Below are 11,930 nucleotides of genomic sequence, written 5' to 3'. Positions count from 1 at the left end.
TGGATGTGTCGTGGCCCAGGCGTGCGGTCACTAACCGTGTCAGTCGCTCCCCGATGGTGACCCATCTTTCGTGCTACGCCAGTCGCGACCCGGCAATACTATCAGCCGCGTGCGTTGCGAAGCTCGTCGATCACGAGCAGATCGGGCCGCAGGTGGTCGGTCTGGTAGGAGGCGCGGGCCACGAGGTGCGCGGCCATCGGAGCGGTGAGCGCCTGGAAGAGCACGATCGCGACCACCAGGGTCACGGTGCCGACACTGAAATTGGTCACCGCGATGTCCAGGGTGACCGCCATGAGGCCGAGGATCTGCGGCTTGGTTGCGGAGTGCAGCCGCGTGAGCACATCGGGGAAGCGCAGCAGGCCGACGCCGGCCGCGAGGCACATCAGGGCGGCGAGAAGCACCAGGACCGCGGTGACCACGTCGCTCCAAAGGGCGTTCATGCGCGGTTCCGGCCGGGCAGGAAACGGGCGACGCTGAGCGAGCCGAGCACGGCGAACAGGGCCAGCACCAGCAGCACCGGCAGATTATCGGTGTGCCGGTTGAACGCCATCTCGGCACCCAGCGCGCAGATGATGGTGGCGACGAGCACGTCGGAGGCGATCACCCTGTCCAGCACCGATGGTCCGCGGATGATGCGGTAGACGGCGGCGAGGGCGCCGGCGCCGAACATGAGGCCGGCGACGATCGCGACGATATCCATGGGGGTCATGCCTGGGCTCCGTTCTGGGGGTCTGTGGGGGTGTGCGGCCCGGCCGACCGGTCGAGGCCGTGGCGCAGGTCTTCTTCGGCGCGCACCCTGGAGACCCGCTCGACGTCCTCGGCGGAGCCGAACGCCAGCACGATGCGTCGCTCGGTGGCCAGCACCCGCGCCCGGAACTTCTGGGTCGCCGCCACGTCGTGCATGTTGATCACGTGCAGGTACAGGGTGGAGTCGAGCCGTTCGATGTCGACCACGATGGAGCCGGGCACGATGGAGGTGGCCACGGCGGTCCAGGTGAGGATGAGGTCGCTGCGGGTGCGCAGGTGCACCGCGACGATGGCGTTGCTCGGGGTGTAGCTGGGGCCCAGGGCGAGCCAGGACACGTCGACGGAGGCGCGCACGATGTCGAAGAGCAGCTTGCCGAACAGCCAGGCGCTGCGCCAGAGGTTGATTCTGCCGCTCAATTGCACGGCCGGCAGGTAGAAGACGATGGACACGACAGCGGCGAAGATCACCCCGGTGAGCAGGTTCAGCCAGGAGAATTTGCCCCATAGCAGCGCCCAGAGCAGCACCAGGCCGAGGAACAGCGGCAATTGGTTCAGGGCGGCGGCGAGGCGCTCCCGGCGCGCGCTCACGGGGCACCGCCGGGGAAGACGGCATCGATGTAGGTCGACGGCTCTTCGATGTTCGCGGCGGCGCGGGCGGCGAGGTCGAAGGCGGGGCCGGCGAAGACGGTGAGGCACACCGTGAGCGCCAGCATGGTGGCGGTGGCCGCGGTCATCAGCGGTGATGTGGTCTTGGTCAACACGGTGCCCTCGTCGTGCGGGTCGTCCTGCAGGGCGTTGAGCATGGCGGAGTCGTAGTTTTCCACGTCGCGACGCGGCCGCCAGAACGCCATGTTCCAGGCGCGGGCCAGCGCGTACAGGGTCAGCAGCGATGTGGCCGCACCGCCGGCCAGCAGCAGGTAGTTCAGTCCCCCGCCGACCTGCACGCCGGCGTCGAACAGGGCGACCTTGCCGAGGAACCCGGAGAAGGGCGGGATGCCGCCCAGGTTCAGTGCCCCGATGAAGAAGAGAATGGCGACGAACGGGGCGGCCTTGAGCATCCCGCCGAGTCTGGCCAGCGAGGTGGTGCCGCCGATGCGCTCGACGAGCCCGGCGCACAGGAACAGTGTCGTCTGGATCATGATGTGGTGCACGACGTAATAGATGGTGGCCGCGATCGCCGCCTCGGTGCCGATGGCGATGCCGAAGATCATGTAGCCGATGTGGCTGACCAGGGTGAACGAGAGCAGTCGTTTGATATCGGCCTGGGCCAGAGCGCCGAGGATGCCGATGACCATGGTGAGCAGGGCCACGATCATCAGCGGCACCTGCAGCCGGTTGTCGGGGAAGAGCAGCGTCTGGGTGCGCAGGATCGCGTAGACGCCCACCTTGGTGAGCAGTCCGGCGAACACCGCCGTGACCGGGGCCGGCGCCGTCGGGTAGGAGTCCGGCAACCAGAACGAGAGCGGGAACACCGCCGCCTTGACGCTGAAGGCGATGAGCAGCATCAGCCCGAGGATCAGCTGCACGTCGCCGGGCAGCTCCGGGATGCGTTCGGCCAGCAGCGCCAGCGTGACGGTGCCGGTGGCGCCGTAGATCAGGGCGATGGCGGAGAGGAACAGGATCGAGGAGACCAGGCTGACGACGATGTAGGTCACGCCGGCGCGGATGCGTGCACCGGTGCCGCCGAGGGTGAGCAGCACGTAGCTGGCCGAGAGCAGCATTTCGAAGCCCACGTACATGTTGAACAGGTCACCGGCGATGAACGCGTTGAACAGCCCCGCCGCCAGGACCAGGTAGGTGGGGTGGAAGATCGACACCGGGGTCTCTTGGTCGCCCTCCACGATGCCCTGGCCGACGGCGAAGAGCAGCACGCCCAGCAGCATCAGCGCCGAGACTATGAGCATGATCGCCGACAACCTGTCGACGACGAGCACGATGCCCCACGGCGCCTGCCAGTCGCCCACGTGCACCACGGCGGGGCCCTGCTGGTCGACGAGCACCAGCAGGATGGCGCTGATCACCACGACGGCCGCCAGCGAGAGCACGCTCACCGCCACCTGGTAGCGCGAGCGGCGGCCGAGGGCAAGGGTGAGTGCGGCGCCGAGCAGCGGGATGGCGACCACGAGGGGCACGAGTATGTTCATCAGGTGCCGGCCTCCCGGTCGCTGTTGCCGGTGTTGTCGGCTCCGCTGCTGTCGTCGTCGCTGCCGTCCTCGCTGGCGTCGAGCGACGCCTGCACGGCGGCCTCGTCGTCGGTGGAGGAGCGGAAGGTGACCTCGGAATCCCCGGAGGTCTCCGCGGCGTGCTCGTCGGTGAGGGTGTCGCCCTCGTCCCCGAGCTGGGCCAGCCACCAGGACCGGTAGATCAACGCGAGCAGCAGTGCGGTGATGCCGAAGTTGATCACGATCGCGGTGAGCATCAGCACCTGCGGCACCGGGTCTGCCATGGTGTCATCCAGGGACGTGCCGGTGACGATCGGTGAGCTGCCGGGCCGGCCGCTCATGATGAAGATGAGCAGGTTGGTGGCGTTGCCCACGAGCAGGAACCCGATCAGCACCCGGGTGAGGCTGCGCTCGAGCATGATGTAGATGCCCGCGGCGTACATCACCGCCATGACGATCACCAGGGTCAGGGAGGCGCTCATCGCGGGTCTCCTTCCGGTGCGTTACGGCTCTCGCCGGCCGGCTGAGTGATCGGGGCCGTGTCAGGTCCGGTGCCGGGCGCGGGCGCCTCGGCGGGGGTCCACTCCGACGACGCGTCGAAGCCGAGAGCGTCGCCGGCGTCGCTGGAGGCGTTGCCGATCGGCGGCACGGTGGAGTGGTCTTCTCCGTCGTCGCCGGGTTCGTCGAGTTCGCTCTGCCGGTCGATCTCGCTGCCGAGGCTGCGGAGGATGTCGAGGACCAGGCCGATGACCACGAGGTACACGCCGATGTCGAAGATGCTGGAGGTGCCGAAGGAGAGGTGGCCGAGCACCGGCAGGTCCGCCTCGAAGTACGCCGACTCCAGCGGGATCCCGGTGACGAACAGCGATCCCACGGCCGTGCCGACGGCGAGCACCACGCCGAGTCCCAGGATTTTGCCCGGGTCGATCGGGGCGGCTTCGCCCAATTCGTACCGGCCGCCGGCCAGGTACCTGGCCACCAGGGCCAAGCCCGCCAGCAGGCCGCCGGCGAAGCCGCCGCCGGGCAGGTTGTGGCCGGCGAAGAGCAGGTAGATCGACACGATGATGGCCGGGTGGAACAGCAGCCGCACCAGCACCTCGATGATGATCGACCGGTTCTCGGCCGACTGGGTGCGACCGCCGAGCAGCCAGGACTGGCGTGTCACGGCGTGGCCGGCGGAGCTGGCGTGCGGGTCGGCCACGACGCGGCGGCGGTTCTTCGGCTCGCGGCGTTTGCGGGACTCGCGGAGCCTGGGCATTTCTGTGCTGCGACCGGACACGAACAGCAGGCTGGCGACGCCGGTGGCCACCACGATGAGCACTGAGATCTCGCCCATGGTGTCCCAGGCCCGGATGTCGACGAGCATCACGTTGACGATGTTGTTGCCGTGGCCCTCTTCGACGGCCAGCCTGGGCAGTTCCGCGGCGATGCTCTGCGCCTGGCGGGCGCCGAGGGAGATGACCGCGATGGTGCCCATCACGATGCCAACGAGGGCGCCGATGATCGCCCGCCGGCGACGGTGCATCGGGCGGTTGTGCTCGGCGATGCGGCTGGGCAGCCGGCGGAGCACGAGCACGAAGACCACGAGGGTGATCGATTCGACGAGCGCCTGGGTGAGCGCCAGGTCGGGGGCGCCGTGGAAGGCGAACAGGGCGACCAGGCCGTAGCCGGTGACGCCGGCCAGCAGCACCGCGGTCATCCGCTGCCCGACCCTGGCGGCCATCACGGTGGCGATGATCATGACCAGGCCGATGATCACCTGCCCCGGGTAGTCCCAGAGCACGATGGCGTCGGGCCAGGTGCGGTTGACGAAGGACGCCGCGCCCAGCGCGAGCACGAACACCACGAGGATGGTGGACAGGTACTGCGGCAGACCGCCTCGCTGGGCGAGGTGGGTGGTCCGGGCGGCGATCCTGTCGATGAATCGCACGGTGTGGCCATAGCCGTGGCCGGCGTCCACCCAGGCGGGCACGGCGGCCTGCCAGCGGGCCACCCTCTTGCGCTGGGCGAAAATGACCAGGCCCAGCAGCACCACGATCGTGCTGAGCAACAGGGCCGGTTCGAACCCGTGCCAGAGCGCCAGGTGGTAATCGCCGCCGCCGGGCACGGTGTCGGCGTACGCGGCCAGCATCGGGTCGAGCAGCATCACGAATGGGCCCAGCAGCACGGTGGCGACCGAGAGGATGCCGGGGGCCAGAGCGAAGTCCCACCGACTGGCGTGCAGGGGGGTGTCGCTGATCACCGGGCGGGTGCCGAACGCGCCCCAGAAGAACTTGGCGCTGTAGGCGACGGTGAGCACCGAACCGAGCGCGGTACCGGCCAGGGCGATCCAGCCCCAGCCGTCGCCGGCCAGGCCGGCCTCGAGGAACGCGGTGAACACCGACTCCTTGGCGACGAAACCCAGGAGCGGCGGCAGGCCGGCCATCGACGCGACGGCGATGAGGGCGATGGCGGCGAGCGCCGGTTCGCGGCGGCCGATCCCCGAGAGCTTGCGCCAGTCGCGGGTACCGGCGCGGTGGTCGATGATGCCGACCACGAGGAACAGGGTGGCCTTGTACAACGCGTGGGCGAGCAGCAGCGCCGCCCCGGCGAGGGCAGCGTCGCGGGTGCCGAAGCCGACGACGACCATGAGGAAGCCGAGCTGGCTGACGGTGCCGTAGGCGAGCATCAGCTTGATGTCGTGTTGGCGCAGCGACCGCCAGGCGCCGACGAGCATGGTCCAGATGCCGATGGTGACCAGCACCGGCAACCAGCCCGGCGAGTCCGCGTAGCCGGGCGCGAACCGGGCGGTGAGGTAGATGCCGGCCTTCACCATCGCGGCGGCGTGCAGGTAGGCGCTCACCGGGGTGGGCGCGGCCATCGCGGCGGGAAGCCAGAAGTGGAACGGGATCAGAGCCGACTTCGACAGCGCACCGACCAGGATCAGCAGCACCGCCCAGATCGCGATCGGGCTCCCCCTGGGTTCGGCGACGATCGCGGCCAGCGAGGTGGTGCCGGCGTCGACGGAGATCATCACAACGCCGATGAGCATCACCAGGCCGCCGAAGGTGGTCACCAGCAGGGCCTGTAGGGCGGCACCGCGGCTCTCCCGTTTGGTCGTGTAGTGCCCGATCAGCAGGTAGGAAAGCACGCTGGTGATCTCCCAGAACATGAACATCACCAGGATGTCGTCAGCGGTGACCAGACCGTACATGGTTCCGGCGAAGGCGAGCAGCAGCGCGGCGAACCGGCCCAGACTGGGCTCGTCGGCGTCGAAGTAGCGAGCGCAGTAGATGAGCACCAGCGCACCGACACCGGTGACGACGAGGGCCAGCAGCCAGGCGAGTGCATCCACCCGGAAGGACAGACTGATGCCCAGCTGCGGGATCCACGGCAGGCTCTGGGTGACGGCGCCGCCGGCGGTGATCACGCCCGTCTGGGTGAGGGTGTAGCCGAACGCCACAGTGGGCAGGATGGCCACGACATAAAAAACGCGCAACCCGATCAGGCGGGTGAGCGTGGGAGTGAGAACGGAAACGAGCAGGAAGACCAGGAGGATTGTCGCCATGGGGCCTCCCGGCTCTCTGTAAAAGAGTGTCGTCTCTACGGTCAGAGTGTCACTGCCCAGTCTACAGGAGGGGTCTTTCGACCCTGACCGGTGAGCATCCGTCGACTAGTGTTGCCGCAAACCCCAGATCGGATGCTCCACGTGACCACTCGCACCACAGGGCCTGACCGCCCCGAGAACTCGCCCGCACGCACCAGCGCCACCCCGCACCGCTCCGGCCACGAGGAAACCCCGCTCGAGCACATCGATGACGCCCTGAGCGTGCACGAGGACCAGGGCCTGCACAAGGGCCTCAAGGCCAGGCACGTGCAGATGATCGCGATCGGTGGCGCCATCGGCACCGGCCTGTTCCTCGGCGCGGGCGGCCGGCTGGCCATCGCCGGTCCCGCCCTGGTGTTCGTGTACGCGATCTGCGGCTTTTTTGCGTTCCTGATCCTGCGGGCGCTCGGCGAGCTGGTGCTGCACCGGCCGACCTCCGGCTCCTTCGTGTCGTATGCGCGGGAGTTCTTCGGGGAGAAGACCGCGTTCGTGACCGGCTGGCTGTACTGGCTGAACTGGGTGATGACCGCGATTGTGGACGTGACCGCGGTGGCGCTGTACATGAACTTCTTCGGCAAGTACTGGGCCCCGTTCGGCGACGTGCCGCAGTGGCTGTTCGCGCTGCTGGCCCTCGCCGTGGTGCTGGGCCTCAACCTGCTCTCGGTGAAGGTGTTCGGTGAGCTGGAGTTCTGGTTCGCCCTGATCAAGGTCGTCGCCATCGTGGTGTTCCTGATCGTGGGCACCTGGATGGTCATCTTCGGCACCCCGGTGGAGGGCGCGACGGTGGGCTTCTCCCTGATCGCCGACAACGGCGGCTGGCTGCCCAACGGCCTGCTCGCGTCGGTGCTCGTGGTGCAGGGCGTGGTCTTCGCCTACGCCTCGATCGAACTGATCGGCACGGCCGCCGGCGAGACCGAGAACCCGGAGAAGGTGATGCCCAAGGCCATCAACACGGTGATCGTGCGCATCGCGGTCTTCTACGTCGGGTCGGTCCTGTTGCTCTCGCTGTTGTTGCCGTACACGGCATACGAGGCCGGCGTGAGCCCCTTCGTGACGTTCTTCGGTTCGATCGGTGTCGAGGGCGTCGACGTGATCATGAACCTCGTTGTCCTCACCGCAGCGCTGTCCTCGCTGAATGCCGGCCTGTATTCCACCGGACGCATCCTCCGGTCGATGTCCCTGGCCGGGTCGGCCCCCCGGTTCGCCGACAAGGTGAGCCGCAATGGGGTGCCGTTCGGCGGCATCCTGCTCACCGGTGTCGTCACCCTGCTCGGCGTGGCCCTGAACGCGCTTGTTCCCGACGAGGCGTTCGAGATCGTGCTGAACATGGCCGCGATCGGCATCATCAGCGCCTGGGGCATGATCGTGCTCTGCCAGCTGCGGTTGCAGGCGTGGGCGAAGGCGGGCATCCTCACCCGGCCGGCGTTCCGGATGCCCGGTGCCCCGTTCACCGGGTACCTCACGCTGGCCTTCCTCGCGACGGTGCTCGTGCTGATGGCGTTCGACTGGCCGGTCGGCACCCTCACCATCAGCTCGCTCGGCCTGATCATCCCGGCGCTGATCCTGGGCTGGTTCGCCTGCCGTGGCCGGATCCTCGAGATCGCGGCAGCTCGGCCGCCGCTGCCCACCGCCAAACGCTAGGCCGGTCTGCCCCGCCAACTGTTGCCCGTGCGGACAAGTGCACCCGGTACGCCGGGCGCACTTGTCCGTTTCGGCACCAGTTGCGGCGGGGCTCAGGCGGCGCGGCGTCGGCGGATGACGATGTCGCTGAACAGCACCAGGGCCAGGGACAGCAGGATGATGGCCACGTACACGAACGGCACCGTGCCGAGCCCCACCCGGTCCAGCAGGAACGCTCCCACGAACGCGCCCAGGCCGATGCCGATGTTGAACGCCGTGGTGTACACGGCGCTGGCGGTGTCGCGGATGCGCACCGACGCGGTGTGCAGCAGCCGGGTCTGCAGCAGCGGCGGGAATGAGCCGAACGCCAGGCCCCAGACCAGGAACGCGATGATCGCCACGGGCAGCACCTCGGTGGACAGTGCCAGCACGCTCACGCTGACGGCGGTGACCGCCAGGCCGAGCACCAGGCCAAGCTGCGGGCGCTTGCTGAACACCACCCCGCTGATGAACAGGCCGATCGCCCCGGCGATGCCGTAGGCGAAGAGCAGGGGTGCCACGGCGTCGCTGCCCACGCCGAGGGTGTCGCTGAGGAACGGGGCGATGTAGGTGTAGAAGGTGTAGTGCCCGATCATGGTCAGCGCCGTGATCACGCAGACCAGCGCGACGGCGCCGATCGTGGCATCCCGCGGCAGCTTCGCGGGCAGCGTGACCGTGCCGGTGGCCGTCGTCACGGGCTGTGCCGGCTTGGCGTTGTAGTGGTCGACCTTGGGCAGGAACCTCCAGATCACCACGGCGCCCACGAGCATCAGCCCGGCGAGCACCACGAACGAGAGCCGCCAGCCGAGCAGGTGGCCGAGGAAGGTGCCCAGCGGCACCCCGAAGACGAACGCCAGTGTGCCGCCGGCGATGGTGATCGAAACCGCGCGGGCGATCTGGTCCCTGGGCACGAGGTGCGCGGAGTACGCGCCGACCACGCCCCAGAACAGGCCGTGCGCCAGCCCGCCGATCACCCGGGAGATCACCACGAAGGTGTAGTCGGGGGCGATCGCGGTGAGCACGTTGCTCAGCGCGAACACGACCAGGACCATCAGGATCAGCCCGTGCCTGGGCATCCGGCGGGTCAGCAACGCCAGCGGTGTGCTGGTGATCACGACGGTGAAGGCGAACCAGGACACGAGCAGCCCGACCTGGGACTGGCTCACGCCCAGCGAGCTGCTCATTTCCGGCAGCAGGCCGGTGGGCAGCATCTCCGAGGTGACCGAGAGGAACACAGCGGCGGAGAGGGCGATCAGGCCGATCCAGGGGAACGGTCCGGTGGGGGCTTTTTCGTTCGGACCGGGAACGCCGGTCGATGGCAGCGTGATGGGCGCGGTGAATGACATGGGTGCTGTGGCTCACAGACAGGATGCCGCTTGCCCGAGGCCAGCGGCTGTCACGGCTGGCTGCGCGGGGTTCTTCAAGCGGTGCGCGCCGACGTGCGCGCCCGGGGCCGGTGAGATTCCGCCGACCACGGACTAGCTTAGCCGAGTGAGCCCGCAAGCGACAGGGTCGCCCGGCGTAACCGGCCGGCCGGCCGCTGATGCCGGTGTGCACCGGCAGTCCCGGTAATCTGGTTCGATGAACACCAGTCTTCCGGCTCCCGTGCACCACCACCACCTGGTCGTCACCCTCGTCTGCCCCGACCAGCCCGGTATCGTGCACGCCGTCAGCGGCGCGATCGTTCAGGCCCGTGGCAACATCACCGAGAGCCAGCAGTTCTCCAGCGCCGACACCGGCCGGTTCTTCATCCGTCTGCAGGTGGAGTCCCCCGCGAACCGCGACGAACTGCAGGCCGCGCTCGCGCCGATCATCGAGCGGTACGCCATGGCGTCCGTCATCGACGTTGTCGGGCGGCCGCTGCGCACCCTGGTGCTGGCCTCCACCGCCGGGCACTGCGTCAACGACCTGCTCTTCCGCCAGCGCGGTGGCCAGCTGGCCGTCGAGGTGCCGCTGGTGCTCAGCAACCACGGCACCCTGCGCGACCTGGTCGGGTTCTATGGCGTGCCGTTCGAATCGCTGCCGATCACGGATGCGGCCAGCAAGGCCGCGTTCGAGGCTCGCGTGGTCGACGCCGTCGAGGCGAACGACATCGAACTGGTGGTGCTGGCCCGGTATATGCAGATCCTCTCCCCCGAGCTGTGCGCGTATCTCGAGGGCCGCGCGATCAACATCCACCACTCGTTCCTGCCCGGCTTCAAGGGGGCCAACCCGTACAAGCAGGCCCACGCCCGCGGTGTGAAGCTCATCGGCGCCACGGCGCACTTCGTCACCAGCGACCTGGACGAGGGTCCGATCATCGAGCAGAACGTGGTGCGCGTGGATCACTCCCGCACCCCCGCCGAGCTCGTCGCGATCGGTCAGGACGAGGAGAGCCGCACCCTCACCCAGGCGGTGAAGTGGTTCGCCGAGAACCGGGTGCTGCTCGACGGAGCACGCACCATCATCTTCAAGTAGCCCGGTCGGTAGGATTGGCGGGTGAACGACACCCGCCCCACCCCGACCATCGGCGCCAACGACATCCTGCGTTTTGTGCTTGAACTGTTCGCCTTCGTGAGCCTGGCGCTCTGGGGGTTCCTGGCCTGGCCGCTGCCGTGGCCGGGCATCCTGGTGGGCATCCTCGCGCCGGCCTTCGCGATCCTGGTCTGGGCGCTGTTCCGCTCGCCCAAGGCCGTGTTCCGGCTCGACCCGTTCGGCAAGGCGATCGTGGAGATCTTCGTGTTCGGCGCCGCGGCGTTGGCCTGGTGGGACCTGGGCCAGCCGATTGTTGCCGGCGTCTTCGCGGTGGTGGCCACCGTCAGCGGTGTGCTCTCCGGCCGCAAGGAGCTCGGCGCCTGAGCATTACTGCAGCAGACCGATGATGGCGCCCATCACGGTGAAGGACACCACGTTGTACGACCCGTTGATCGCGAACAGCACGAGGCTTCTCCGTTCGAACAGGTAGTTCACGCCGAAGGCTGCGGCCACGAACGTCGAGCCGGTGGCGAATCCGGCGAACGTGCCGAAGCCCGGCCCGTTCGAGCCGATGAACGCGGCCAGGCTGATCGCCATGACGATCGCCAGGATCGCCGAACCGATGAAGACCCGCGCGGTGCCGTGCTTCAGCTGTTCGTCGGTGACGCCCGCCGCGCGCTGCCACGGGCGGGCGAACACCACCGAGTACCAGAGCCCGCCGATCACGAACGACGAGAGTGCGGCCAGCGCGACCGCCAGCCAGTTGAATGACACGTCCATGTCTACTCCCGGGATACCTGGTCCCGGCCACTCCGGGACACTGTCACGCTAACCATCAGGGCGCGGTGCGTCTTGTAGAAAATTCCGGCACCGTCGGCGACGGCACACCCTCCGGCTCATCCAGCGGCACGAAGGCGGCGTAGTCGACACCGAAGCGGGTGACGATGTCGAGGTACCGGCTGGGCGAGAAGCCCGTGAACGCCCGGAAGACCCTGATGAAATGGGGCTGGTCGTAGTACCCGGACGTGGCCACCAGATCGGCCCAGCTGGGCATCGGCCCCTGCAACGGGAGTGCCTGGATGAACTGGCGGAACCGGACGATGTCCGCGTAGGCCTTGGGGGTGACCCCGCACCAGGACTTGAAGTCGTCGATCAGGCGGTGGTGGCTGAGCCCGGCGGCCGCCGCGATCTCCGGCACCGGCGCATCCGGGTTCTGGTGGATGCCGGCCCAGGCCCGCAGCACCGCCGGCGGCGCCGAGCCTGGCCGTCGCCGGGCGCGCAGGTGGTCGATCAGCAGCGCCACCGCCGCCGCCGGGTCGGGG

The 11,930-nt window shown here is 68.5% G+C and carries 12 protein-coding genes and 1 riboswitch; of the genes, 3 read left to right on the top strand and 9 right to left on the bottom strand.

The annotated features are described in order from the left end of the window. Positions 1-6: 6 nt before the first annotated feature. Positions 7-96: riboswitch (ZMP/ZTP riboswitch) on the bottom strand. A 5-nt stretch (positions 97-101) separates the two neighbouring features. From mnhG to E3O57_RS01590, 6 genes are read right to left on the bottom strand one after another with little or no spacing between them, the layout of a single operon-like run. Continuing rightward, positions 102-440 (bottom strand): monovalent cation/H(+) antiporter subunit G, encoded by a 339-nt coding sequence (gene mnhG, locus E3O57_RS01615; protein ID WP_103432207.1) that lies wholly within the window; start codon positions 438-440, stop codon positions 102-104. After that, positions 437-709, bottom strand: coding sequence for a monovalent cation/H+ antiporter complex subunit F (locus E3O57_RS01610; protein WP_088457095.1), 273 nt, complete (start codon positions 707-709; stop codon positions 437-439). The genes mnhG and E3O57_RS01610 overlap by 4 nt, the downstream gene beginning before the upstream one ends. Further along, positions 706-1,335 (bottom strand): Na+/H+ antiporter subunit E, encoded by a 630-nt coding sequence (locus E3O57_RS01605; protein ID WP_165787891.1) that lies wholly within the window; start codon positions 1,333-1,335, stop codon positions 706-708. The genes E3O57_RS01610 and E3O57_RS01605 overlap by 4 nt, the downstream gene beginning before the upstream one ends. Beyond that, positions 1,332-2,891 (bottom strand): Na+/H+ antiporter subunit D, encoded by a 1,560-nt coding sequence (locus E3O57_RS01600; RefSeq protein ID WP_103459200.1) that lies wholly within the window; start codon positions 2,889-2,891, stop codon positions 1,332-1,334. The genes E3O57_RS01605 and E3O57_RS01600 overlap by 4 nt, the downstream gene beginning before the upstream one ends. Further along, positions 2,891-3,391: a sodium:proton antiporter gene (locus E3O57_RS01595; RefSeq protein ID WP_088457098.1), complete on the bottom strand. Its 501-nt coding sequence runs from the start codon at positions 3,389-3,391 to the stop codon at positions 2,891-2,893. Before E3O57_RS01595 ends, E3O57_RS01600 begins: the two co-directional genes overlap by 1 nt. Further along, on the bottom strand, positions 3,388-6,456 hold the full coding sequence (locus E3O57_RS01590) for a Na+/H+ antiporter subunit A (protein WP_103459199.1): 3,069 nt from the start codon (positions 6,454-6,456) through the stop codon (positions 3,388-3,390). The genes E3O57_RS01595 and E3O57_RS01590 overlap by 4 nt, the downstream gene beginning before the upstream one ends. A 243-nt stretch (positions 6,457-6,699) precedes the next feature. On the opposite strand from E3O57_RS01590, the gene E3O57_RS01585 reads away from it, so the two are divergent. Next, entirely contained in the window at positions 6,700-8,136 is a 1,437-nt protein-coding gene (locus tag E3O57_RS01585) for an amino acid permease (protein ID WP_240632507.1), read from the top strand. A gap of 92 nt (positions 8,137-8,228) precedes the next feature. On the opposite strand, the gene E3O57_RS01580 is transcribed toward E3O57_RS01585, so the two are convergent. Beyond that, a complete protein-coding gene (locus tag E3O57_RS01580; protein WP_103478930.1) occupies positions 8,229-9,500 on the bottom strand; it encodes an MFS transporter in 1,272 nt (423 codons plus the stop codon). A 235-nt stretch (positions 9,501-9,735) separates the two neighbouring features. Between E3O57_RS01580 and purU the strand changes: the two genes are divergently transcribed. Next, complete coding sequence (gene purU, locus E3O57_RS01575; RefSeq protein ID WP_103478929.1) at positions 9,736-10,611, top strand: formyltetrahydrofolate deformylase; 876 nt, start codon at positions 9,736-9,738, stop codon at positions 10,609-10,611. 21 nt (positions 10,612-10,632) lie between these two features. Further along, a complete protein-coding gene (locus E3O57_RS01570; RefSeq protein ID WP_103432199.1) occupies positions 10,633-10,992 on the top strand; it encodes a YrdB family protein in 360 nt (119 codons plus the stop codon). Positions 10,993-10,995: 3 nt separating this feature from the next. On the opposite strand, the gene E3O57_RS01565 is transcribed toward E3O57_RS01570, so the two are convergent. Further along, positions 10,996-11,388, bottom strand: a complete 393-nt coding sequence (locus E3O57_RS01565; RefSeq protein ID WP_088457104.1) for a DUF1761 domain-containing protein — start codon at positions 11,386-11,388, stop codon at positions 10,996-10,998. A gap of 55 nt (positions 11,389-11,443) precedes the next feature. Further along, on the bottom strand, positions 11,444-11,930 hold a 487-nt coding region (locus E3O57_RS01560; RefSeq protein ID WP_134456556.1), incomplete at its 5' end, for an AraC family transcriptional regulator.

The organism is Cryobacterium sp. TMN-39-2 (assembly GCF_004402745.1).
Classification (GTDB): Bacteria; Actinomycetota; Actinomycetes; order Actinomycetales; family Microbacteriaceae; genus Cryobacterium; species Cryobacterium zongtaii.
Note: the sequence above shows the minus strand (reverse complement) of the source record. Positions and strands in the feature narration are given on the sequence as shown.

Coding starts and splice junctions, on each gene's coding strand:
- mnhG (WP_103432207.1), bottom strand. CDS start 440: ATGAACGCCCTTTGGAGCGACGTGGTCACCGCGGTCCTGGTGCTTCTC.
- E3O57_RS01610 (WP_088457095.1), bottom strand. CDS start 709: ATGACCCCCATGGATATCGTCGCGATCGTCGCCGGCCTCATGTTCGGC.
- E3O57_RS01600 (WP_103459200.1), bottom strand. CDS start 2,891: ATGAACATACTCGTGCCCCTCGTGGTCGCCATCCCGCTGCTCGGCGCC.
- E3O57_RS01595 (WP_088457098.1), bottom strand. CDS start 3,391: ATGAGCGCCTCCCTGACCCTGGTGATCGTCATGGCGGTGATGTACGCC.
- E3O57_RS01590 (WP_103459199.1), bottom strand. CDS start 6,456: ATGGCGACAATCCTCCTGGTCTTCCTGCTCGTTTCCGTTCTCACTCCC.
- E3O57_RS01580 (WP_103478930.1), bottom strand. CDS start 9,500: ATGTCATTCACCGCGCCCATCACGCTGCCATCGACCGGCGTTCCCGGT.
- purU (WP_103478929.1), top strand. CDS start 9,736: ATGAACACCAGTCTTCCGGCTCCCGTGCACCACCACCACCTGGTCGTC.
- E3O57_RS01565 (WP_088457104.1), bottom strand. CDS start 11,388: ATGGACGTGTCATTCAACTGGCTGGCGGTCGCGCTGGCCGCACTCTCG.